This is a genomic window from Pseudenhygromyxa sp. WMMC2535 (assembly GCF_011083025.2).
In genome coordinates this window covers 1,668,246-1,691,639 of record NZ_JABJWV010000001.1, presented here as the reverse complement: position 1 = coordinate 1,691,639, position 23,394 = coordinate 1,668,246, and the positions used below count along the sequence as shown (strand labels likewise).

Here is a 23,394-nt window from a genome sequence, read left to right as displayed (position 1 = left end):
GCAGGCGGGTGTTACTCTCCGTCAATGCGGACTCTCGCGCTGGCGTGCTCGGGCACGCTCTTGCTCCTGGCCTGTAGCGACGATGGAACCAGCGCCTCCGAGGAGGGCACGACCGGCGACGACGAGGTCGGGACGAGCTTCTCGGGCACGGACACGGACACGGACGCCGGCACGGGCGAGGACAGCGGGAGCGAGGACTCCGGCGAGGGCGAGAGCGGCGAGACCGACACGGGCACGGGCACGACCGGCGGCGAGCTGGGCTGCGAGGAGCCCTCGAGCTACGACGCCTCGGGCACCCAGGAGTGGCTCGACGGCAGCTACGTGGCGAGCGTGTCCATCGACGACCCGAACAGCTGCACGCGCAGCTACAGCCTGAGCACCACGTCCCCGCTGCGCGACGGCGTCCCCGACAACCCGCGCCAGATCCTCGAGCAGGACACGGGCCCGCGGCTGCGCTCGGGTCACGACCTCTTCGACGCGCTCTACGCCCTGGCCATGGAGGAGGTCGGCGAGTGCAGCGTGTCGATGATCACCGACTACGCCTTCAACTTCGGCGGCTCCGTGCCCTGCGGGGCCGACGGCTGCTTCGAGACCGGGCGGCTGTGGCATTACGTGTGGACGCGGGACACGGCCTACGCCATGGACCTCGGCCTCGCCGACCTCGACCCGGCGCGGGCCCGCAACTCCCTGGACTTCAAGCTGTCCGAGCGGCGCTCGGGCGGGGACCTGCAGATCGTCCAGGACACGGGCAGCGGGGGCAGCTACCCCGTCAGCAGCGACCGCGTGACCTGGGCCCTGGGCGCGGGCGCGACCTTGGCCGCGCTCGAGGACGACGCGCGAGCGGCCTTCGAAGCGCGGGCCTACGAGGCCCTGCGCAACACCACGCAGCACGATCGCGGGATCGTCTTCGACCCCGAAGACGGGCTCTACCGCGGCGAGCAGTCGTTCCTGGACTGGCGCGAGCAGAGCTACCCCGGGTGGACCGCCGAGGACGTGGTCCACATCGCCCAGAGCAAGTCGCTGAGCACCAACTTGGCCCACCTCGCGGCGCTCGAGCTGCTCGCCGAGCTGGCCGAGGCGCGCGGCGAGACCAGCGTCGCCGAGGAGGCCGCGAGCTGGGCGACGGCGCTGCGCTCGGCGCTCCAAGACCGGCTGTGGATCGACGACCTCGGCCAGTTCTCGAGCCACGTGACCACCGGCCTCGACCCCGCGCCGACCCGGCGCATGGACCTGCTCGGCTCGGCCCTGGCGATCCTCCTGGACGTGGCCTCGGACGCGCAGGCCCAGGAGATCCTCTCGGGCTACCCCCACTATGGCCCCGGCGCCCCGGTGCTGTGGCCGCAGCAGCAGTACACGCCGATCTATCACAACCGCGGCGAGTGGCCGTTCGTCACCGCCTACTGGCTGCGCGCGGCGGCCCACGCCGGCCACGACGCCGTGGCCAGCAAGATGATCCGCGCGCTGATCCGCGGCGCCGCGCTCAACCTCTCGAACATGGAGAACTTCGAGGCTGGGAGCGGCGCGGTCTGGGTCGACGAGGGCGACACCAGCGGCCCCGTGGTCAACTCCCAGCGCCAGCTGTGGTCCGTGGCCGCCTACGTGTCCATGGTCCACCAGGTGCTCTTCGGCCTCGAGCCCACCGGCGAGGGTCTGCGCGTCGAGCCCTTCGTGCCCGCGCAGGTCCGCGCCGAGATCTTTGGCCAGACCAACGCCTTGGTGCTCAACGACTACCCGCTGCGCGGACGCAGGATCACCGTGGTCCTCAACCTCCCCGACGACGCCGGCAGCGGGGCGCTGAGCGTGGGCGAGCGCCGCGTCGACGGCCAGGTCGTCGACGCGCTGATCCCCGACGCGCTGCTCGTCGACGGCGCCCGCGTCGAGGTCGACCTCGCGGCCGGGAGCGCCGCCGCGACCAGCCTCAGCGAGCGCGACGCCAGCGACTACCGCGAGGTCTTTGGCCCGCGCACCCCCTCGATCTCCGCCGTCGAGGCCGTGGACGGCAAGCTCCGCCTGAGCTTCGACATCGCCGGCGAGAGCGCGGCGGACCTGAGCCTGCGGGTCTACCGAGACGGCGAGCTCGTCGCCGAGGGCCTCGCCGGCGACGTCGGCAGCTGGACCGACCCGGACAGCGCCGCCGCGGGCGAGGCCTCGCCCTGCTACTCCGTGGCCGCCAGCTACGCCAGCGGCAACGCCTCACAGCACGCCTCGCCCGCGTGCTGGTGGGGCAGCGACCTCGCCCACATCCAGGCCTTCGACGCGACCAACTTCGAGGCCGTGGGCGGCAGCGCCGTGACCAACTGGGGCCGCTTTCACTACGAGGGCTGGGGCGCCGCCGGCGACAGCCTGACCTTGCCCTCGTTCACCGCCACCCAGGGCGGCCGCCACCTGTTTCAGGTCGACTATGGCAACGGGGCGGGCTCCGTGGACACGGGGATCACCTGCGCCGTCAAGCGCCTGCGAGTCGAGCGGGTGTCCGACGACGCCCTCGTCGGCGAGGGCGTGCTCGTCATGCCTCACCTGGGCAGCTGGGACCGCTGGGAGGACTCGAACCTCGTCGCCGTCGAGCTCGAGGCGGGGGTCGAGTATCGCGCGGTCATCGACCAGGACGAGGACACGATCAACATGTCGAGCTTCTCGCACTTCGAGATCTACACGGGCGGGCTCGGGGGCGTGGACGGGGCCTACAACCAGGTCAACATCGCCGAGCTGCGCGTGCTGGCCAAGCCCTGAGGGCGAGGGCCCTGGTGACCGAGTCGAGCGACATCGGCACTTCGTCGCCCGTGTGAGCGGCACTCCAGCCTCCTGCGGACGCATCTACTTCCACAACATAGGCGGGTTCGCCGAACTCTGCGGCGGTCGCACGAAGACGACGTTTCGGAACCGCGGGTTGTACCTCGCTGTCGTTCGCGCCCGGCTGGTCGAGGCCATGCAGCGGCGTCGGGAACATCGACCGAAAACCACAGCGCGTCGGGGACGGTCACCCGGAACCGCTGGGTCTCGAGGCCCTCGCCGAGGTTGACGATGACCCCGCCCGGGTGCTCGGCCAGGAAGCGTCGCACGTGCTCGTCGAACAGGATGGAGCGCAGGGCGTGGGACGGCTCGGCAGCTCCGAAGGACCGCTCGTAGTCATAGTCGATGGCGTCGTAGATCCGCACGGCGTCGGGATCTCGGAGCACGCCGTCGGGCCGCTTGGCTTCGGTCGCCCGGTTGTGGAGTGTCCAGAGCATGGTCTCGGGCACGTCGGTCAGGGTGGGTTGCATGGTGCCTTCCGATTCCGACAAACGCGGGCATGGGGGGCTTCCGCTCTGCGCGTCTCGCTATGAAGCTCGGCGGAGAGGTATCGATCCGGGCTGAGCCTCGGGTCCAGGGGCCCGGAGTTGAAGGAGGGCCTTCGTTGGGAGCGTCCAGGAAAGCCTCATCGACGTCCCGATCCGACATGCCACGCCTTCACGCTCTGCTGGGCCGCCCACATCGCGCCATAGCGCCCCCCCTCCACCAACAGCTCGTCATGGCGGCCCTGCTGGACCACGCGTCCGTCGTCCAGCACGACGATCTGGTCGGCACCGGCGATGGTCGAGAGGCGGTGCGCGATCACGATGACGGTCTTGTTCTTCACGAGCGCGTCGATGGCACGCTGCACGGCACGCTCGCTCTGGGTGTCCAGCGCGGCGGTCGGCTCGTCCAGGATCACGATGGGAGCGTCTTTCAGCAGCGCCCGGGCGATCGAGATGCGCTGGCGCTCCCCCCCCGAGAGCCGGCCGCCGAGGTCGCCCAGGCGCGTGTCCCAGCCATTCGGGAGCCGCTCGATGAAGTCGAGGCACTGGGCATCCCGCGCGACCTGGGACAGCTCGGCCTCGGTCGCCGAGGGGCGCCCCATGAGGATGTTGGCGCGCACGGTGTCGTCGAACAGGTAGACATCCTGGAAGACGACGGACACGAGCGAATTCAGCGCCTCTGGCTCGAGAGCACGCACATCGACGCCGCCGACGGTGATGCGGCCCACCTGCGGATCGGCGTGACGCATGAGGAGGCGGGTGAGGGTGGTCTTGCCGGAGCCCGAGGGGCCGACGAGAGCGGCCATCGCACGGGCCGGCAGCGTCGTGCTCACATCGCGCAGCACGGGCTCGTTGGCGCCTGAGTACGTGAACGTGACCCCGTGGAAGCCGACCTCCCAGGTCTCGGGAGCGCGCCCCTCCGGCGTCACGGGCAGCGGTTCGATGGCGAGGAGCGCCTCGACTCGGGTGAGCGCCGTCTCGATCAGGGCGAAGAGCGCGGTGTAGTTGATGACGTTGGACAGCGCGGCGACGAAACGCGTCATCAGGACGATGACCGCGGCGAGCACGGCGACGTCGAGAGAGCCCCGCACCACGAACGCCACGCCGAGCATAGCGATGGACAGCAGGCCGACCTCGATGACGGTCGAGATGAACACGGATGGACGGGCGTTCTTGCGCTGGTACTGCGTCTGGATGTCCTGGAGGTGCTGGAAGCCGGCGTGCAGCGCCTTGGCACGCGATCCGTCCGCGCGGGAGGCCCGCAGCACCGCGAGCCCCTGGGTGTACTCGACCACGTCGCCGTTGGTCTTCTCGTGGGCGTCGGCGAGGGCCTGGAACCCCAGGTCGAACGCCGGACGCCGCCAGCGGTACAGGAAAGCCACTGTGGGGAAAGCGACGAACAGCGCGAGACCGAGACGGACGTCGAAGAAGAGCGTCACCGCCGCTACCACGAGGGGGGTCACCAGGGCATTTAGGATGAGGTCGGCGACCATGGTGACATACGCGATCTGCTCGTCCACGTTGCCCAGCAGGGCTGAGTGCAGCTCGCCCGAGCGCTTGTCCGCGAGCTTCTCGAGGGGCATGCGTCGCAGCTGCTCGCCGAGAGCCAGCCGGAGTCGGTGGATACTGTGGGCACTGCCGCCTCGGAACTCGTAGCCGCTCGCCCACCACTTGACGGCCGCCGACGCGATCCCGAGCAGCGTCATGGCCGTGAGCCACACGAAGGCCGCGCCGCGGTCGTGCTCCGCCAGTACAGCGACGAACAACGGCAGCACGCACGCCAGGGACAGTCCCTGCAGGACTGCCGCGATGAGCACGCCGAGCAGCGTTCGTCGCATGGTGGGGGCGTCGTTGCCGAGGCTCGCCATCAAGCGACGGTACGTGTGTCGCCAAGGCACAGGCCCGTTCGTGCTCATGGCGATGCCTCCGTGCTGCTGCGCGCGCCGAGCGTCCAGTGCTGGGCGTCGAGGTAGCTCTTCCAGAGCGCTGAATAGACGCCGTCGGCGGCGACCAGTGCATCGTGCCGGCCGTGCTCGACGAGGGCTCCCCCGTCGAAGACGAGGATCTGGTCGGCGTCCCGGATGGTGGACAGCCGGTGGGCGATCAGGAGCACCGTCTTGCCCTGCATGAGCTCGGACAGCGCGGTCACCAGCGCGGCTTCGTTCTCGGGATCGGCGAAGGCGGTGGCCTCGTCCAGGACGAGGATCGGTCGGTTCTGGAGGATGGAGCGTGCGATGGTGATGCGCTGGCGCTGGCCTCCGGACAGGAACAGGCCGCGCTCGCCCACCTGGGTCTCATAGCCGTTGGGGAGGGCCTGGATGAAGTCGTGGGCCTGGGCGGCCTCAGTGGCCGCCACGACGTCTTCCATCGTGGCGTCGGGGGCGCCGAGCCGGATGTTGTCCACCAGCGTGCCGGAGAACAGGAAGGTGTCCTGGAACACGAAGGAGACGTGCTGCATGAGCGCATCGGTCGAGAGCTCGCGCACGTCCACGCCGCCGACCTCGACGCTCCCCCCGGTCGCGTCCCAGAACCTCGGGATCAGACGCGCCACGGTGGTCTTGCCCGCACCCGACGGCCCCACGAGGGCGGTGACCGTGCCTGGTCCTGCGTAGAACGAGACGTCCCTGAGCGCGTCGGACTCTGCTTCTCCATAGCGGAAGCTCACCTCGGTGAAGCGCACGCTGGCGTCCTGGGGCGGGCCCGACTGTGCGGGCGTCGGCAGCGAGGGGAGAGCTAGGACCTCTTGGATACGGACGACCGAGAGCTTCACGGTCTCGACGAGGCGCTTCAGCATCATCGCGGGTGCCATCGCCTCGGCCATGCCCGTGCAGAACAGCAGCACACCGATCCAGGCAGGGGCATCCAGGCTCCCGCCCAGGAAAAACACCGCACCGAGCCAGGAGACCACCGTCAACGTAGGCACGGGGCCGAGCGCAGCATTCATCACCCGCCCGGAGAACGCCGAGTCCCCGTACCACGCGATGACGACGTCCCGGTACTCTCCGAGGGACCGTTCGTATCGACCGAAGGTGCTCACCCCGGTGTCGAAGGTCCGCACGACGGGCATGGCCTGGACGAACTCCACCACCGCGGTGGTGACGTGCTCCCGGGCCTCCGTGTAGCGCCGGAACATCTCGTCCACGTTGTGCATCATCAGGCTCGCCCCCGCGAAGCCAGCGACCAGGACCGCGGTGGCGGCGAGGGCCAGTCGCCAGTCCAGGTACAGCAGCAGGCCGAGGGTCACCAACGGGATGGCGTAGGCGCGGGCGTACAGCGGGGTGCTGTCGGCGACGAAGACATGGAGCGCCTTGACATCGTCGTGGATGATCTTCGACAGCGCGGAGGCGCCGATCCGCTCCGTCTCCCCAAGTGACAGGGTGCCGAGGTGCGCGGCCAAGCGGGTGCGCAGGAGGTTCTCGAGACGGAACGCGGCGTAGTGGGACTGGTTGAACGACTGGGATCGGAGGACATAGGCGGCGACCGTGCACACGAGCGCTCCGACCAGCGGCACCCAAGGCCACTCCGCTTCGTGAGCGCGCATCAGGGCGGCCAGGGTGAGGCTCAGGAACCCCAGGGCGCCGAGGGTGGCCAGGGAGCTAGCGATCGACAGCCCCATGGCAAAGCGGATCTTCGCCTTCACGGGCTCCATGATGTCCCAGGCGCTCTGGGAGGTTCCTTGCTCGCTCATGGCTACAGCCCTCGCTTGCCGTCGGCCCAGAACGGAATCGCGGAGATATCGACCGAGAACCACAACGCGTCGGGGACGGTCACTCGGGAGCGCTGGCCCTCGACGCCCTCGCCGAGGTTGACCCCGGCTGGGTCTGCGACGAGGAACTGCCGAACGGGCTCGTCCAAGCACAGCGCGTGCGAGGGCTCGCCGGTTCCAAAAGACCGCTCGTCGTCGAGCAGGAGATTGTTGGCAGGATCGGGCATGGCTCCAAACCGAAAATGATTTTCAATTTCTTTTATCATATGATTGACAAGTGGTCAAGCTCATCCGGATTCGACCACGATCCCGCTACCGAGACTCATGAACCTCTCTCCCCGTGCCACCACGACGCAACTCGCCATCCTTCGAGCGGCCATCAGCTGCTTCGCCGAGAGTGGCCTGCAGGCCACGTCGATGCGTGAGATTGCCCGTCGGGCCAGAGTGACGCAGCCGCTGATCCACCACTACTTCGGCTCGAAAAACGGGCTGATCGAGGCGGTGCTCGAGGCGTCGCTCGAGGCGTCGCTCGAGGACTACAAGGAGGTCCAGGGCGGGGTTGGGGCCGCGGCCGCCTCCGCGTCGGCGGCGGGTGATGCCGGGGCAACTCGAGCTGAATTTCGCTGCGTGAAACACGCGACCTGATCTGGCCGCGGCGAAGGAGGCACGGCCAGCGGTCGGGTTGCTGATCGAGCGATCAGCGCTGAAGTTGTTCGTCGTCTCGAGGAGAGGAGGGGTTGTTGGGGCCTCACACAGCGAGCAAGCTCTCGTTCCCGCCGAGGCGCCCGAGGCGCCGGGAAGCGTTCCCCGCGCCGCGACCCATGCATCTGACATGAGCTAAGTACGCGCCCGTAATTCATTCGTTTGGAGTTCCTACACGCCGCAGCCTCACCAACCCGGACCCGGTCCACTCCGGTCCAGGTGTCGGGGCTGGCCGACGTAGTCGCGTTGGCGGCGGCGCCCGACCACACCTGCGCGCTCGTAGGGGACGGCAACGTGTGGTGTTGGGGGGGCAACCTCCGCGGTGGTCTCGTGCACCCAGACCCCTGGCGAGCGACTGGGCTTGGGGGCCGGTGCTGAGATTCACCGACTCGAACGAGCGGCCAAAGCGAGGCTCAAAGAAGGCTCGCAAACCCTCTGACATCTGCGAGGGTCCGTTCTCCCCAACTCGTCGGGATGGCGTCTCGACTTCGTGGCCGCCATTCACGGTGCGATGGTCATTCAGGTTGGTCGGCGGCGAGCTCCGCATGACCCAGTCAGCGAGACGGTTGGCCGCGCTCTCCATTGGGTCGTCGGTGCGGCCGATCTCTAGCTTACTCTGAACTCGAGGCGCGAGGGCGTCGGTCCGGGAGAGTCGGGGGCCGCCGTTGCTGCGAGTACGTCAACGTCACGATGATAGTTTTTGAGGGGCCGTGTCAAAACTGTCCGATGATGTAGGTCAGAGCTTCACTATCGTACAGCTCTCCTGACGGTGGGCGCCCACCCCTCACCGCTGGCTCGGCGTGAAGAAGCCGGGAGGCGCGAAGTTGCTCCCACATTCACACGCATAGAGCGTAGTCACCCGATGCTTGCCCTCGCCGAACCACAGCACGAATAGACCAACCCCAAACCCCTCTCCCGTGCCCCACCACAACACCTCGGAGACGCCATCGGCGTCGAGATCCGTGATCCCCGCGACGACGTAGTTCGAGAGCGTAAATTCATCATCCTCGTCGCCGAACACCTCCTTCAGCTCGCTCCCCGCGAATGCAGCGATGACCCGCAAGTACCAATCTCCCTCGTCCTCATCGTCGGGAGGGACCGCCTCGAGCACGGCAAGCGTATCCACGCCATTGCCGAAGTTGCCATGGACCTCGAGTTCGGACTGCCAGACACGGTCACCCATGCCGGCGAGCGTCTTCACCGCACTCGTGCGCGAGGGTTTTGAGGGCGTTACCGGCGTCAAGCGGGCACTCGCCGCGGGGGGCTGGTCGAGCAGCACGAGCACCGGGGTTCGTGGAGGCGGCAAGGTCCCTCCCGAGAGCTCCAGGACGGGCGAGGGGGTGCCCTCACGCGGGATCACCGTCCATGGTTTTGTACCTTCCGCATCGACGACGAAGACGGACTTGGCCTCGGTCGTGCAGGGCGTCCGGTCATCGGACTTGCTAGCGGGGTACTCGTCCGCGTCACACAGGACGTGAAGGTAACCCTCGTCTGGATCGTACCAAGCGATCTCTAGACCCTCGACGATCGACCGGGTAGTGGGCTGCCCCGACGCAGGGTTCGCCGGCGTCATGGATGGTGCGGGAGGCTTCGACGCAGGCGACTTCGACGCGACGGGTGGCACCACATGTTCCTCTGCGTCGGCAGGTGCCATATCGGGTCGAGCACACTGCGTGCCCATCAGCGATATGAGGATGGCTAGTGGTGCCCGCATGCCGCCAGCATATCGTTTGACGCAGCACTCGAGCAATCTCTCAATGGTGGCATCCTTCGCTGCCCAGACCGGAGTCCTCACACGGAAACACGCAGAGCAGGGCCCCGGCACCGCAGGCCGTGCCAACCACCACCTCGATCTGCTCGAGTGTCCTTCGAGCATGGGCGCGTGTCGATGCAGGATTCAAGGATGGATAGCCGGCAGAATTCCGCGGCTCTCGTGCTCTTAGGCCGAATCGATGACTTCTCCGACTTGAATATTTTCTGATGGCCCACTCCCATGCACAAATCGGTTGTCGCGGCAGCTGTCCTCGACATTCTAAAAATATCGACATCTCACGTCGATATGATTGCAGCTCGCTGCCGTCGGAGAGGGTGAAGCCGGCGTACTCAAGTCCAGTCATCGGACACTTGGACGTTTGGCGCGATCGAGGTCTCTGCGCTTCCGGAGCCGGGACCCCAGTCGGATCCCCAGTCGGGCCTCCAGTTCAGTGGAGCGGCGGCTAAGACATCCAATCCAGGGTCGGCGGGGTGTGAACATCGCGCCCATTTCGGACCCACTATAACTACAGGAGAGCCTCATATGTTAGGGGGCTCGTTCTTCAGCTCATTGCCCGAACTCGTCAGCCCGGAGGACGGTGGTCCTGCCTGCGAGGGGGGCGTGCCTTGACTTCGACGCGTTCTAGAAACTCCCGGTCAGCTCCGGCTACGAGCCCGAAGAACTCGTGGTGCCACCTGAACAGGGCCGCGGCCACGTAGACCTCGTATTCGAGCCACCTTTTGTAGCGGGACAACTCTTCCGGTGACGGCGAGGACTCGGTCGAGGTTGTCACTGCCACGAAGACCCACATCTGCTCCTTGGCCGCGAACGGCCCGCCCCCGCCAAACGCGAGTTCACCTCCGAAACCGGGCCCATCTTCGATCTTGGTCAGGCTTGTCTCACCGGTGTCGAGTTCGACAGTGATCCGTGCAGCCACCGGTGAACGCATCACGTGAACCGAGTCAGCTTGGAGGATGCGCGTCTCCGACACATAAAACACGACTGTGCAGTTCCTGGGAGGCCACTCGGTCGGCACCATCGGGCTAAGCAAAAAGCCCTCTTCGACCATCGCTTTTGGCCCGTCCACCTCGTGCTGATCCGGATAGCCTCCTGCACGCTTTGCCTCTTCTGCCAACGCGATGGCCGTGTTCGGGCGTGGCACTGCGGCATTGCAGGCTTTCGGCGGCATCTCCTCGGGCTGTTCCACTTCCGTGACCTCGACAGGGCTGGCTTTCGGCTGTGCGCGGTCGCCGCTCGTACATGCCGCCGCGAGGAAAACGGAGATCGCGAGGTGTCGGTGAACCATCATATGTTCGGGAACTCCTTCCTGAGTTCGTCGTTCGAAAGATGGAGCGACGACAGCTCGCTTGGCCGGCTGGCGAAGCTCGGGGTCGGTCAGGTAGCGGGCCAGCAGGTCATCGGCGTGAGTTCGGGCTCCGAAGGGGTAGGCCGAGGGTCACGACGATGACCTCGGGGTCGGCGAACAGGGCGTCGAGCTCCTCGCTCCAGGCCCGGAGCTTGGCCTCGTCCGCGAACGCCCGGCCGTACTCCTTGAACGGGTGGACCAGCCCCCCTGCGTCGTCCACAGGGGCTCGTCGAGCTGCGCGCGCGAGCCGGCGTAGATCCGCTCGAATTGACGGCCCACTTGCCCGAGGCAGAGCAGGCGCTGTTCATCGCTCGCCGACTCGAGATTGTTGGGGCCTCACACAGCGAGCGAGCTCTCGTTCCCGCCGAGGCGCCCGGAAGCGTTCCCGGTGCCGTGATGGGGCTCGCGCGAAATGCGCGGGTGGGTTTCATGCGGTTGGAGTTCCTACACACCGGAAACCTGTTGCCCTCAGATCAGAGACGAAAATCCCAGCGCCAGGAGCCGCGCTGGGTTCCATCACGGGCGAATAGAGCGGCGACCGGCTTGAATTCGCACCGCCAGGCACATCTTGGCGGCCCCGTGGTCGTTGTCGCTCGGCGCTCGCAGTGGGTCCACCACAGCTTCGGCCTCGCTCCTCGCCACGGAACCGCCAAGACGCACCTGAGGGCGCGCCTTCAAACCGATCGCCGCTCTAGGTCTCTGGCTCGGCCTCGACATCTTCGGGTGCGGCCTCGGCCTCGACATCTTCGGGTGCGGCCTCCGGCTCGGCGTCTTCGGGCTCGGCCACGGCCGCGCCCCCGGAGGCGGGGCGCCCGGCGAAGGACTCGACGTGGCCGTGGCGCACGAAGCAGCCCTGACCCTCGAGGTCCTCGACGGCGCCGAGGGGCATGATCGCCGGCCCGCCGGTCTTGGGCGCCTCGTTGGTCTTCAGCGCGTGCATCGGATCCCAAAAGTAGCCCTCCCAGTCGGTCCAGCGCACCTCGGCCGGGGCGAGCTTCTCGAGCAGCTCCTCGGGGTAGCCGTAGGCGAGGTGGGCGTCGGCGACGGCGACCAGGGCGAGGTCGCAGACCGGGAGCGCGTCGGGCAGGTTGCCGGCGACGAAGCCCGAGGCCGCGTCGTTGGCGAAGAGGGTGAACTCCTGGGGGCCGTCGGCGGTCTCGACCCGGAAGTGGGCGAGCAGGGCGTAGGCCTCGACGCTGCGCACCGGCAGGCGCATGCCGCAGTGGCGGTTGGACACGCTGCAGTTCTTGCCCGCGCCCCAGTGCGGCGCGTGGCTCTCCCCGCGCTCGCCCTGGCGGTAGAACTCGAGGGTGATCGAGATCCCGGGGATCGAGGTCTCGAGCTTGCTCTGCGCGCCGGCGATCTCGTGGCGGTAGTAGAGGTCGGCGCCCTTGCGGCGCAGCACCTTCTTGGTCCCGCAGAGCATCGCGTGGTTGCTGCCGGGGTTGAGCAGGCCCCCGCGCAGGCCGCCGAGGTTGGCGGTGTGATCGTAGTGATCGTGCAGCGGGCAGACGATCAGCGTGTCGACCTCGGGCAGGGCGTCGAGGTCGAGCAGGCGCATGTTCCTGCCCTTGCCGCGCACGCCCTTGGGGATGACCAGCGCCAGCGAGTTCTGGCTCGAGGCGATGTGCAAGATGTTGGTCCCGACGCCGCGGGTGTAGAGGGTAAAGGCAGTCTGTGAGGGTTGGCCGGCCTCGCAGACCGCGGACTGGATCTGCGCTCGGGCCTGTTTGTTCTTGCTCTCGGCGAGGACCGAGCTCGACCACAGCCCCGCGCACGCGAGGCCGCCGAGGCCAGTCAGTCCCTGGAGCATTTGACGCCGCTTCATGGCCATGAGTCTGGCACATCGAGGGCCTCGCGGCCGCCCCCCGGGCGGCGAAACTACTCGGCGACGAAGATACAGGCGCGCATCGATGGCACCACGCCACCCGAGCAATTGCCCAGGCCATCGACGTAGCCCGCCGGCGGGGACCATTGCTTGTCGGCGTCGCGATTGATCGCAACGAACACTTCGTCATCACCCTCACCATCACTACTTTCGTAGGTGACGCGATAGACCCAAAACCAGTCTTCGAGTAGCACGACTTGGCGCAGGCCCCGACGTAAGGCCGGGTGGGCCTCGCGCAGCAGTCCGGCCGCCTGGACGTTGGCCAGCGATGCCTGTTCTTCGCCGCTGAGGTCCGTGAATTTCTGCATCTTGCGGTTGTCGGGATCGGCCTCGCCCTCGGTGCCGATGTCGTCGCCCTGGTAGAGCATCGGCACGTTGCGCGGCGAGGTCATCAAGAAGGTCTGGGCCAGGCGCAGGCGCGCGTAGGCGTCGGCGCTCTGGGCCCCGCCGGCCTCGGTCAGCGCGCGCCACTGGTCGTGGTTGCCAAAGAAGTTACCCATGACCGCGCCGGGGTAGCCGCCCGCGCCGCCCATGGTCTCCTGCTCGACGAGGTAGGCCGTGTCGTTGGGGATCGAGAATACCGCGAGGTCGCGGACGCTCTGGCTGAAGGTCAGCAGCGCGTCGCGGGTGGTCTGGTAGTAGGCCTCGTCGACCTGACCTTGGACCATGTCCTCGCGCACGTGGTAGCGCGCCCAGCCGCCGAGGGACTCGCCGACCATGTAGAAGATCGTCGGCTCGATCGACAGCGCGTGGTCGTCGACGGTGGTCTCGATCTCGTCGACCACGGCCTGCTTGAGCGCGCGGACGAACACGTCGTCCATGTGCTTGAGGGCGTCGGCCCGGAAGCCGTCGAAGTTGAACTCCTGGACCAGCCACAGCGCGTGGTCGACGACTGTGGTCACGGCCTCGGGGTTGCCCCCGTAGTCGAAGTCGGGCATCGCCGGGGTGAACCAGCAGTTGATCCGTCCGGCGTCCCAGTTGCCGTCGCACCACGAGTGCGGGAAGAACCACTCGGGGTGCAGGGAGTAGAGCTCGGCCTCGATCTGCACGTGGTTGGCGACGAAGTCCGGGAGCACGCGGATGCCCCGGCGGTGCGCGGCGTCGACCAGCGCGCGCAGCTCCGCGGCGGTGCCGAAGGCCGGCTCGACCGCCGTCTCGTAGCCCAGGTCGTCGAGGTGGGTGTAGCCCGTGGCGATCGGGTGATAGGAGTGGTAGCTGGAGAAGCGCCGGTCGTCGTCGATGCCGACCGCCGGCTGGGAGTTGTGCGAGTTGATCACCGGCGAGCTGATCCACAGCGCGTTGATGCCCATGGACTCGAAGTAGCCGTCTTCGAGCTTGGCGAGGATCCCCGCGAAGTCCCCGCCCTGCCACTGGCTGCGGAAGTCGTCGACCTCGGCCAGGCTGCCCTGGCCGTTGTCGATGTCGTTGCTCGGATCGCCGTTGAGGAAGCGGTCCGTGAACACCTGGTAGACGATCGCGTCTTGCCAGCGAAAGTCCGCGTAGCGCATGCCCTGGCCGATCCACATCGGGATGAAGAGCGGGCGCAGGTCCGCGCCCTCGCTGGTCTTCCAGCGCAGCAGGTAGCTGTACTTCGAGGCCGGGAGGTCCGCGGCGGCCAGGCGCAGGGTCTGGGTGCTCGCGTCCCAGCCCGAGCTCACGTCGATGTCCTCGCCGTTGAGCCGCGTGCTCCCGCTGGCCAGATCGATCTCGCCGGCGCCCGCGTAGCGGATCACGAGCTCGTAGGCGTCGTCCTCGGTCGCAAAGCAAAACACGAAGTCCCCGACCACGCGATCGGGGGTGCAGTCGGCCGCCTCGATGCACGCGCCGCTGAGCGGGTCGCAGACCTCGCCCTCGCCGCAGCTGACCCCCTCGCACAGGTCGGCGCCCTCGCTCGTATCCGCGCTCGTGTCGGTGCCAGTGTCGGTGTCGTGGCCGAAGCCCGAGGTGTAGTCGTCGCTGGCCTCGTCCTCGCTCTCGCTGCCCGGGTCCTCCGGCGCGCAGGCGATCAGCACCAGGGCGGGGAGCAGGGCGAGGGCGCGATCGGCGAGGGACCCAGGTGTCATGGGCCGAGTGTAGCGAAGCTCGGGCCGAGCGGGGCTGCGGCTCAGCGCTCGCGCAGCTGGTCTCGCGTGCGCTGGCCGTCGACCTCGACGACCTCGGCGTCGACGACCGCGCCTTGGCGCGCGTCCGCGCTTTCACGCCCTGGACCAGGGGATCCAAACCCGCCGCCGAGACCGGAGCCGAAGCCGATGACTTTGATCGAGCCCTCGGCCACACCCTCGCTCAGCCGCTTTTGAAGCCGCTTTTCGATCAGCTTGGCGGTGGCTCGGCGTGCCGGTGGCAGCATCATCGTCAGGCCAAAGAGGTCGGTCAGCACCCCCGGGGTGATCAGCATGACCCCGCCGACGAGGATCAGCAGCCCCGAGAGGACGCCATCCTCCGGGAGCTGACCTCGCGTGAGGGCCTCGCGGTAGTCCGTCAACGCTCGTCGGCCCTCTCGACGCGCGAGGGTGGCCCCAACGAGGCCAGTGATCGCAACCAAGGCGATGGTCGGACCCACGCCCATCAACCCACCGATGGTGATCAACAGGTAGAGCTCGGCCAGGGGGACGAGGGTGAAGAGGAGAAAGAGGCGACCGATCACGCGCGCTCAGGCTAGCACGTGCGCAAAAAATTACTCCCCGCGTGCGCGGGGAGCGTGCTAACCCGAAAGCATGACTCCCAAGCAACGGCGACAGACCAAGCGACGCATCAAGCACCTCGACTCGCGCATCGACATGCTCGAGCGCCAGATCGCAGGCGAGAAGATCGGTAGGCGCAAGAAGGTCGCCGACGTGCTCCGAGCGCTGTTCGAGCGCGCCCTCGAGAACAATCAGGAGCTGCGTGAGATGTATGAGCAGGCCGACAAGGACGGGGACGGGAAGATCAGCTACGAGGAGATGGAGGAGCTCGTCGAGGTCCTCGCCGAGTGGCTCGACGACAACTACGAGCCCGAAAACGAGTGGCTCGAGAAGCTCTCGGATCTGGGCATCGAGATCCTGGCTTGGGTGATCCTGACGATCGCACGCAACTCCGGTGACCGGCTCAAGCGCCGGGCGCGGCGCCTCAAGCGGCGCCGTGCGAAGCTGGATCGCAAGCTCGTCAAGGCGGCCAAGAAGGCCGCGACCGCGAAGGCCCTGGCCAAGACGCCCAAGAAGGCCGCGGCAAAGAAGACGCCCGCGAAGAAGGCCGCGGTCAAGAAAGCCTCGGCCAAGAAGACCTCGGCCAAGAAAGCCGCCAAGAAGACCTCGGCCAAGAAAGCCTCGGCCAAGAAAGCCGCCAAGAAGACCTCGGCCAAGAAGGCTGCCTAGGACTACTTGGTCAGATGGGGATCGACAACGATCCCCAGCTGTGATCTGCTGCGGGGGTGACTCCAGAACAAATCTCCCGGGTGGGGGCCGAACTCGAGGAGTTTCTCGGCTACATCACTCATCAGATGGGTCGCAGCGAGCGGCGCGAGGCCCTCGCCAACTACATGCGTGGGCTTCTCCTCGATGGCGAGCGCAAGAGCATGGTGCCCATCGCTCAGCGCCTCGCAGCCGCGCCCGGTGACAGCGAAGCCATCCGCCAGCGACTCCAGCAGGCGATCACGATCGCTGATTGGGACGAGTGGGAGCTGTTTCGCCGACTCGCCCTGCGCGTCGAGGACAAGCTCCCGGGCCTCGACGCCTTCGTCATCGACGACACCGGCTTCCCCAAGAAGGGCAAGCACTCCGTCGGGGTACAGCGTCAGTACTCGGGGACGATGGGCCGCGTCGACAATTGCCAGGTCGCAGCAAGCCTCCACCTCGCCAGCGAGGCGGGCGGCGCTTGCATCGGCATGCGCTTGTTTCTTCCCGAGGTCTGGGCCAACGACCCAAGGCGCCGGACCAAGGCAGGCGTCCCCGAGGAGCTCTCCCATCAAACGAAGCTCGAGCTCGGCCTCGGCATGCTCGACCGCGCCCTCGAATGGGGGCTCGCGCCTCGACCGGTGCTCGCCGACGCGGCCTACGGCGACTCGACGGAATTCCGCAAGGGACTCGAAGAACGCGGGCTCCACTACGTACTGCGCATCTCCGGCAACGCGGTCGTATGGCCGCCAGGGACGTGCCCGAGCCCTCCTCCGTCCAAAGCTCCCGGCACCAGGGGGCGGCCACGAACAAAGTGGGTCTCCCCCGAAGGAGTCGAGCCCGTCTCGGTCGAAGAGCTGGCGAAGAGCTTGCCTGCCAGGCGCTTCCGTCACGTCGAATGGCGCCACGGGACGCGCGGGCCTCAGCGGCGGCGCTTCGCGGTGCTACGCATCCGAACCGCGCACCGGCATCGGTCAGGGCACCCACCGGGTGAAGTGCAGTGGCTGCTGTGTGAGTGGTCCTACAAGAAGAAGGAGCCAACCGCGTTTTATTTGTCGAACTTGCCCGCGAAGACCACGGTCAAGAGGCTGGTCTACCTGGCCAAGCTTCGCTGGCGGATCGAACGGGACTACCAGGAGATGAAAGGGGAGCTCGGCCTCGACCACTTCGAGGGACGAACATGGCGAGGCTTCCACCACCACGTCGCCCTGGTCGCCGCGGCTCACGCCTTTCTCACGCTCCACCGCGTGATTTTTTCCCCGGAGGACCCGGAGGCGGAAAGCACAGCGAGCCGAGCCGGGGCTGACCATCCAGGCATTCCGAGCGTTGCTACAAGTGGTCCTGCTTCACTTGCTGGGTCACTGTCCCATGTGCGGACGTGACATCGACCCACGGGGGCCACCGATCAGGCCCTCGCGGATGTGATCAAGTCGTACTAGGAGCCCGTGGTGAAACCCAACCCGGCGCCAGGAGCCGCGCTGGGTTCCACCACGGGCTCCTAGAGCGACCCTCGAGGACTCAAGCCTCGCCGGGCCCGTGCGCGGGCCGGGCGGGGAAACGGTCGTGGAAGGCGTCGAGGTACTCGCGCAGCAGGGCCAGCGAGGGCACGCGGCAGCCCAGGGTCCGCATGTTGCCGTAGTGGCCGACGACGGTGCGGTCGAGGAAGATCAGCTCGGTCGCCGCCTGGAAGCTGGACATGCGCTTGACCGAGGCCGGGACGAGCTTGACGACCTCGTCGTGGATCGTGGCGCGGCCGTAGTCGAAGACCGCGGCCTCGAGGAAGGGGTTGGCGAAGGTGTCGCGCCAGCGCTTGTAGAACTCGTCTTCGGGCCGCGGGCCGCTCTCGCGGCGCACGCCCAGGCGGAACAGGGCCTCGTCGACGCCCGCGTAGTCCTCGACCAGGCCGCGCTCGATCACGTCGCGGTAGGCCATGACGATGTCGAGCTCGAGCCACTTGGCGCAGCCAAAGTCGTAGAGGACGATCTTGCCGTCGGGGCGGAAGGCGAAGTTGCCGGGGTTCGGGTCGGCATGGATCACGCCGAGCTCGAAGATCTGGCCGCACATCATGCGAAAGAGGTTGCGGCCGAGCTCGTCGCGCTGGGCCTGGCCGTAGCCGATGTCCTGGAGCTGGGAGAGCTGGTCGCCGGGCTCGTAGCTCAAGGTCAGCACGCGCTTGGCCGAGCGCGTGCCGACGACCTCGGGCAGGACCATGAAGTCGTGGCGGCCGACGTGGTAGTTGCGGAACAGCCGGACGTTGCTGGCCTCGTTGGTGTAGTCGAGCTCCTCGTGGAGCCGGGCCCGGACCTCCTTGAAGGAGGCGTTGAGGGCGTCGCGGCCGACGTCGACGATCCCGCTGGCGCGCAGGGCGATCTTGAGCTGGGCGAGGTCCGAGTCGACGGCGTCCTCGACCCCGGGGTACTGGACCTTGACCACGACCTCGCGGCCGTCGTCGGTGCGCGCGCGGTGGACCTGGCCGATCGACGCGGCGGCGAAGGGGGTCTCGTCGAAGTCCTCGAAGAGCAGCTCCGGCGCGGACCCGAGCTCTTGCTCGATCTGCTCGCGGATGACCCCGAAGTCCATGGGGGGGGCCTCGCGCTGGAGCTTGCCGAGGGCGTCGGAGATCTCCTTGGGCAGCACGTCCTGGGCGATCGAGGCCATCTGCCCGACCTTCATCACGGCGCCCTTGAGCTCGCCGAGGGTCTTGGCGATGCGGTTGCCGGACTCGCGGTTGGCCTCCTCGCGGGCGGCGGCGGCGGCCTCGTCGGACTGGAACAGGGCCTTGACCTTGGTCTTGGCCATGTTGCCGGCGACCGAGGCGGTCATGCCTGCCAGCTTGAAGAAGCGCTTGCCACGGGAGGGAGGGGAGGCCACCGCCACAGACTGTGCCCGGACTCCGGCGAGGGTGCAACACGCGAGCCCGAGCCGAGCCGCTATGCTCCAGGCCGTGCGACGGATTCGAGCGCTCCATGTGGTCCCCTCGTTGTTGATGTCTGCTTCGCTGCTGGGCTGCCCGAGTGAGCCGGAGCCGGGCGACGAGCAAGGTGAAGGCGAGAGCTCGAGCGGCGCCGAGAGCGAGAGCGAGAGCGAGACCGAGGCTGGGACCGAGAGCGAGGCTGGGACCGAGACCGAGGCTGGGAGCGAGACCGAGACTGGGACCGAGACTGGGACCGAGACCGGCAGCGAGACGGAGACGGACACCGGCGCCCTCGCCTGCGAGCTCCTCGACGAGGTCGAGTGCGAGGCGCGGGCGGACTGCTTCCCGATCTCGGGCAGGCCCGCGTCGGCGCAGCTCGACTGCCTCGAGCCCGCGCGCTTCGGCCTGTGCTCGAGCACCGACCTGTGCAGCGACGCCGAGACCATCTACCTCGACCCCGAGGGCGGCTGCTGGTGGTTCTCCTCGGACTGCATCCACGACGCCGCGGGCTGGCAGGCCAACGCCGCGGCCTGCCCAGACCTCGACACCTTCGACGCGCTGCCCGAGTGCGGCGGCTGAGCCTCAGCCGCCCGAGCTGAGCTGCTCGGCCTCGATCCCCGGCGGGGTGTCGTCGTCGAGCTGATCGCGGTAGCCGGCCGGGAGCACGACCTTGGCCTGGCGCCCGCGCTTGCCTCGGACGGCGCGCAGGGCCTGGTCGGGGAAGGGCTCGTCGGCGTCGCAGCCAGCGAGCAGCGCCTCGAGCTCGGCGAGGCTGTCGACCTGCATCAGCTGCTCGCGCAGCGCCGTGCTCCCGCGAAAGCCCTTGGTGTACCAGCTCGCGTGCTTGCGAAAGGCTCGCAGCGCGAGGGCCTCGGGGCTCGGGGGGGCGTCGGTGCGCCGGTGGCTTCGACGCGGGCGTCCGCGAGGTCGCCGGGGCGCCGAGGCGGAGGGGTCCGAGCCGGCGCTGCCCGAGTCCGGGCTGGCCGAGCCGGCGCTTCCCGAGTCGAGCTCGTCCGAGTCGTCGCGCTCGCGCTCGCGTCCTCGCGCGGCCCACTCGGTCATGGCCGCGGCGTGCTCGAGCATGATCTCGGCGACCTCGCCGAAGCGCGGCGGGGCCTCGATGATGCGCCCCGCGCAAGCCTGGGCGAGCTCGCGAAACAGCCACGGCCGGCCGAGGCAGCCGCGCCCGACGATCACCCCCGCGCAGCCGGTCTGGGCCATCATCCGCAGGGCGTCTGGCCACTCCCAGATGTCGCCGTTGCCGAGCACGGGGATGTCGAGCAGGTCGACGAGCTCGGCGATGGCCCGCCAGTCGGCGCCGTCCTCGTAGAACTCCAGGGCCGTGCGCGCGTGCAGGCCGACGGCGGCGCAGCCTTCTTCCTGGGCCACGCGCCCGGCGTCGCGGAAGGTGATCAGCGAGTCGTCGATGCCCTTGCGGAACTTGATGGTCACGGGGACCTCGCCGGCCGCCTTGACGGCGGCGGCGACGATGCGCGCGAGCAGCCGCGGCTTGGCGGGGATCGCCGCGCCGCCGCCACGGCGGGTCACCTTGGGCACGGGGCAGCCAAAGTTCATGTCGAGGTGATCGATGGCGCCCTCGCCGACGAGGCGCGCCACGGCCTGGCCGACGGTGCTCGGGTCGACGCCGTAGAGCTGGAGGCTGCGCGGGTGCTCGCCGGGGGCGAAGGCGGCGAGGCGCTGGGTCTTGGGGTTGCCCTCGACGAGGGGGCGGGCGGTGATCATCTCGCTGACGAAGAGCCCGGGGACGGTCTCGGGCGCGGGCGTGCCCAGGCCGGCGGCGGCGAAGCGCCGGCACAGCGTCCGAAAGGGGGGATCCGTGACCCCGGCCATGGGCGCGAGGACCACCGGCGGCCATAGGCGCAGCGGGCCGATGCGCAGCGGCTGGGGGCCGGCCGGGTTCGTGTCGGCGCCCGCGCTCATTGCCACTGGGCCCAGAAATCGCACTGCTGCGTGCGCAGGCCCTGGCCCTCGCCGGTGGGCACGTCGAGCTCGAGGTAGGGGTCGACGCCGGCCTGGTAGACCGGCCCGGGGAAGTCCTCGCCGGCCGCGAACGCGCCCCAGGCGTCCTGGAGGGTCGCGGCGATCTCGAGGTCGCCGGCGTTTGGCTGGTACTCGAAGCCCTCGAAGAGCGTGGCGAAGTTGCCGAACAGGTAGACGAGCTCGAGGCCGTGGAAGGCGAGCTGCTCGACGCCGGGCAGCACGGTGTAGTCGTCGTAGGAGAACTGGTAGCGCCAGCTGGGCGTGCCGCCCTCGGCCGCGGCCTCGGCCGCGCGGCGGGCGTTGCAGATGAACTTGAGGTCCGTGGTCAGCGAGGCCCAGGCCGCGCTCGGGGAGTCGTAGTCGGCCACGGGGTAGGCGGCGAGCACCTCGTCGGCGTAGATCGAGAAGCTGGCGGCGACCAGCGCCTCGTACTGGGCCTCGCTGAGGTCGCTGGGGGTGTCGCGGAAGGTCTCGTCGCGGTTGCTGCCGACCACGAAGGCGGCGTCGACCTCTCCGGCGCTCAGGGCCTCGAGGGTGGTCTGGGGCAGGACGTCGCCGTCGACCGCGGGCCCCCAGCCGCGGCCGATGCCCGCGACCTCGGGGTAGCCGTTGGGCTCGGCGAACATGATCTCGGCGGCGGGCGTGGCCTGGAGGCAGGCGATGGCGTCGTCGCCCTGGCAGCCCAGAGAGTCCTCGAGGGTCTCGCTCATGTCCTGGATCGAGGCGAGCCCGCGCTGGTCACAGGTGCCGCTTTGGACGATCGCCGCGCGGAACAGCCCCGCCGCCGCCGGCGAGCCGACGAGGGCGCAGGTGTTCACGGCCCCGGCGGACTCGCCGAAGATCATGACCTGCCCGGGGTCGCCACCGAAGCGCGCGATGTTGTCGTGGACCCACTCGAGGGCGAAGATCTGATCGCGCAGCGCGTTGTTGCTGGGGACGCCCAGGTCCGGCGGCGCGTACCAGCCCAGCGCGCCCAGGCGGTAGTTGAGGGTCACGACCACGGCCCCCTGGCTGGCGGCGAGGATCGCCCCGTCGTAGAGCGGATTGACGGCGCTGCCGACCGCGTTGCCGCCCCCGTGGATGAAGACCATCACCGGGCGGTCGGCGCCCTCGCAGGCCTCGGGCGACCACAGGTTGAGCTGAAGGCAGTCCTCGTCGCCGGTGGTGGTGGGATCGCTACCCGAGACCGCCAGCTGCACGCACTCGGGACCGAAGCTGGTCGCGTCGCGCGGCTCGGTCCACGGCTCGGGGGCCTGGGGAAAGGCGAAGCGCAGCGCGCCCACGGGGGGCGCGGCGTAGGGGATGTTCGAGAAGCGGACGATCCCCTCGACCTCGCTGGGGCCGCCGGCCACCGGGCCGTAGGTGGTCTGGATCGTGGTCTGGGCTGGGTCCTCTTCGCAGGACAGGCCGCCCTCGGTCCCGCTGTCTCCAGTGCCCTCGCCCTCGGAGCTCTCGGCGCTCTCGGCATTCCCGGTGTCGATCTCGTCCCCGCCGTCCGCAGAGCTCTGTCCGCCGTCGTCGGAGCAGGCCAGGCCGAGGCAGGCGAGGGCCAGGGCCGCCGCGAGTGCGACCGTGGAGGTCGCTGGAGAAGCTGCCGGGGGATGCGCGAAGGCGACGCGGGCGAGCATGGCCAGACGGTAGCGCAGGCGCCGGCGCCAACGGCGAAACTCTGATCGGCGTGAGCTTTTCCCCCATGATTCAGGCGCAAAGCGGGCTCAGCCCGGCGTTGACCACCCCCCCGGTCATGGCACACTGCCGGCCATGCGTTCGCTGTCGATCCTGTTGACCGCCACCTTCGCCCTGATCGGGCTCAGCGCCTGCGACAAGGGCAAGGAAGCCGACAAGGCCGAGGACAAGGCCGACAAGGCCGAGGACAAGGCCGACGAGAAGGCCGACGCCAAGAAGGCCGGCGAAGACGACAAGGTCTCCGCCGCCCAGCAGGCCGTCGAGGACAACCCCGAGGCCGGCTGCATCCACGGTGAGGAGCCCGTCGAGAAGCCCGAGGGCTCCTGCGAGCACGGCAACACCGCCGCCCCCGGGGCCTCGACCGGCCACTTCGGGGCCGAGTTCGCCGTCGCCGAGGCGCAGTCCCTGTCCACGGTGCTCGCCGCCGGGCTGCCCACCGAGGCCGTCAAGGTCACCGGCACCGTCGAGGCCGTGTGCCAGAAGAAGGGCTGCTGGATGGTGATCAAGGACGGCGACAGCCAGGCCCGCGTGCTCGTCGAGGGCCACGCCTTCGCGATCCCCATGGACGGCAAGGGCAAGGCCGCGACCGTCGAGGGCACCCTCGAGGAGAAGCAGCTCGACGAGACCAACGTCGCCCACCTCAAGAAGGACGGCGACGACACCATCGAGGGCGACGGGCCGCGCAAGGAGTACTTCCTGCACGCGACCGCCGTCGAGCTCGCGCCGAACGCCTGA

The 23,394-nt window shown here is 68.6% G+C and carries 20 protein-coding genes; 7 read left to right on the top strand and 13 right to left on the bottom strand.

Annotation, left to right across the window (positions count from 1 at the left end; genetic code table 11):
- Nucleotides 1-24: 24 nt before the first annotated feature.
- Nucleotides 25-2,730, top strand: a complete 2,706-nt coding sequence (locus G6O69_RS06365; RefSeq protein WP_172302634.1) for a hypothetical protein — start codon at nucleotides 25-27, stop codon at nucleotides 2,728-2,730.
- On the opposite strand, the gene G6O69_RS06360 is transcribed toward G6O69_RS06365, so the two are convergent.
- The 4 genes from G6O69_RS06360 to G6O69_RS06345 all read right to left on the bottom strand — a co-directional run bounded on the left by G6O69_RS06360 (nucleotide 2,682) and on the right by G6O69_RS06345 (nucleotide 7,208).
- Nucleotides 2,682-3,260, bottom strand: a complete 579-nt coding sequence (locus G6O69_RS06360) for a class I SAM-dependent methyltransferase (protein ID WP_172302633.1) — start codon at nucleotides 3,258-3,260, stop codon at nucleotides 2,682-2,684. The two genes, G6O69_RS06365 and G6O69_RS06360, sit on opposite strands and share 49 nt — an antisense overlap.
- Nucleotides 3,261-3,415: 155 nt before the next feature.
- On the bottom strand, nucleotides 3,416-5,143 hold the full coding sequence (locus G6O69_RS06355) for an ABC transporter ATP-binding protein (RefSeq protein WP_217909783.1): 1,728 nt from the start codon (nucleotides 5,141-5,143) through the stop codon (nucleotides 3,416-3,418).
- Between the two features lie 44 nt (nucleotides 5,144-5,187).
- On the bottom strand, nucleotides 5,188-6,963 hold the full coding sequence (locus G6O69_RS06350; protein ID WP_172302631.1) for an ABC transporter ATP-binding protein: 1,776 nt from the start codon (nucleotides 6,961-6,963) through the stop codon (nucleotides 5,188-5,190).
- 2 nt (nucleotides 6,964-6,965) lie between these two features.
- Complete coding sequence (locus G6O69_RS06345; protein ID WP_172302630.1) at nucleotides 6,966-7,208, bottom strand: hypothetical protein; 243 nt, start codon at nucleotides 7,206-7,208, stop codon at nucleotides 6,966-6,968.
- Nucleotides 7,209-7,305: 97 nt separating this feature from the next.
- On the opposite strand from G6O69_RS06345, the gene G6O69_RS06340 reads away from it, so the two are divergent.
- Together G6O69_RS06340 and G6O69_RS41960 are read left to right on the top strand one after the other, a co-directional pair.
- Nucleotides 7,306-7,626 carry a helix-turn-helix domain-containing protein gene (locus tag G6O69_RS06340; RefSeq protein WP_172302629.1) on the top strand — a complete coding sequence of 107 codons (321 nt, stop codon included), beginning with the start codon at nucleotides 7,306-7,308 and terminating at the stop codon, nucleotides 7,624-7,626.
- Nucleotides 7,627-7,902: 276 nt separating this feature from the next.
- Complete coding sequence (locus G6O69_RS41960) at nucleotides 7,903-8,061, top strand: RCC1 domain-containing protein (protein WP_346017010.1); 159 nt, start codon at nucleotides 7,903-7,905, stop codon at nucleotides 8,059-8,061.
- 406 nt (nucleotides 8,062-8,467) lie between these two features.
- Here the strand turns inward: G6O69_RS41960 and G6O69_RS06330 are convergent, their stop codons facing one another.
- From G6O69_RS06330 to G6O69_RS06305, 6 genes are all read right to left on the bottom strand, one after another.
- Complete coding sequence (locus G6O69_RS06330) at nucleotides 8,468-8,866, bottom strand: hypothetical protein (RefSeq protein ID WP_176396666.1); 399 nt, start codon at nucleotides 8,864-8,866, stop codon at nucleotides 8,468-8,470.
- Between the two features lie 1,153 nt (nucleotides 8,867-10,019).
- Nucleotides 10,020-10,745, bottom strand: a complete 726-nt coding sequence (locus G6O69_RS06325; protein WP_172302627.1) for a hypothetical protein — start codon at nucleotides 10,743-10,745, stop codon at nucleotides 10,020-10,022.
- A 106-nt stretch (nucleotides 10,746-10,851) separates the two neighbouring features.
- Nucleotides 10,852-11,022 carry a hypothetical protein gene (locus G6O69_RS06320; protein ID WP_172302626.1) on the bottom strand — a complete coding sequence of 57 codons (171 nt, stop codon included), beginning with the start codon at nucleotides 11,020-11,022 and terminating at the stop codon, nucleotides 10,852-10,854.
- Between the two features lie 471 nt (nucleotides 11,023-11,493).
- Nucleotides 11,494-12,630: a hypothetical protein gene (locus tag G6O69_RS06315; protein WP_172302625.1), complete on the bottom strand. Its 1,137-nt coding sequence runs from the start codon at nucleotides 12,628-12,630 to the stop codon at nucleotides 11,494-11,496.
- A gap of 53 nt (nucleotides 12,631-12,683) precedes the next feature.
- Nucleotides 12,684-14,753: an alpha-amylase family glycosyl hydrolase gene (locus G6O69_RS06310; RefSeq protein WP_172302624.1), complete on the bottom strand. Its 2,070-nt coding sequence runs from the start codon at nucleotides 14,751-14,753 to the stop codon at nucleotides 12,684-12,686.
- A 41-nt stretch (nucleotides 14,754-14,794) separates the two neighbouring features.
- The gene (locus G6O69_RS06305; RefSeq protein WP_346017009.1) at nucleotides 14,795-15,334 is read right to left on the bottom strand and encodes an FxsA family protein; all 540 of its coding nucleotides are present in this window, start codon (nucleotides 15,332-15,334) and stop codon (nucleotides 14,795-14,797) included.
- Nucleotides 15,335-15,404: 70 nt separating this feature from the next.
- On the opposite strand from G6O69_RS06305, the gene G6O69_RS06300 reads away from it, so the two are divergent.
- A complete protein-coding gene (locus G6O69_RS06300) occupies nucleotides 15,405-16,040 on the top strand; it encodes a hypothetical protein (protein WP_172302623.1) in 636 nt (211 codons plus the stop codon).
- 56 nt (nucleotides 16,041-16,096) lie between these two features.
- Nucleotides 16,097-17,440: an IS701 family transposase gene (locus tag G6O69_RS06295; protein WP_172302544.1), complete on the top strand. Its 1,344-nt coding sequence runs from the start codon at nucleotides 16,097-16,099 to the stop codon at nucleotides 17,438-17,440.
- Nucleotides 17,441-17,576: 136 nt separating this feature from the next.
- Here G6O69_RS06295 and G6O69_RS06290 read toward each other — a convergent pair whose 3' ends face one another.
- On the bottom strand, nucleotides 17,577-18,929 hold the full coding sequence (locus G6O69_RS06290; protein ID WP_217909781.1) for an AarF/ABC1/UbiB kinase family protein: 1,353 nt from the start codon (nucleotides 18,927-18,929) through the stop codon (nucleotides 17,577-17,579).
- A gap of 73 nt (nucleotides 18,930-19,002) precedes the next feature.
- Between G6O69_RS06290 and G6O69_RS06285 the strand changes: the two genes are divergently transcribed.
- A complete protein-coding gene (locus tag G6O69_RS06285) occupies nucleotides 19,003-19,551 on the top strand; it encodes a hypothetical protein (protein WP_172302621.1) in 549 nt (182 codons plus the stop codon).
- Between the two features lie 3 nt (nucleotides 19,552-19,554).
- Here G6O69_RS06285 and G6O69_RS06280 read toward each other — a convergent pair whose 3' ends face one another.
- Together G6O69_RS06280 and G6O69_RS06275 are read right to left on the bottom strand one after the other, a co-directional pair.
- Complete coding sequence (locus G6O69_RS06280) at nucleotides 19,555-20,913, bottom strand: tRNA-dihydrouridine synthase (protein ID WP_172308148.1); 1,359 nt, start codon at nucleotides 20,911-20,913, stop codon at nucleotides 19,555-19,557.
- Nucleotides 20,910-22,601 carry a carboxylesterase family protein gene (locus tag G6O69_RS06275; RefSeq protein WP_172302620.1) on the bottom strand — a complete coding sequence of 564 codons (1,692 nt, stop codon included), beginning with the start codon at nucleotides 22,599-22,601 and terminating at the stop codon, nucleotides 20,910-20,912. The genes G6O69_RS06280 and G6O69_RS06275 overlap by 4 nt, the downstream gene beginning before the upstream one ends.
- A gap of 133 nt (nucleotides 22,602-22,734) precedes the next feature.
- Here G6O69_RS06275 and G6O69_RS06270 point away from each other — a divergent pair, with 133 nt between their 5' ends.
- A complete protein-coding gene (locus tag G6O69_RS06270) occupies nucleotides 22,735-23,394 on the top strand; it encodes a DUF4920 domain-containing protein (protein ID WP_172302619.1) in 660 nt (219 codons plus the stop codon).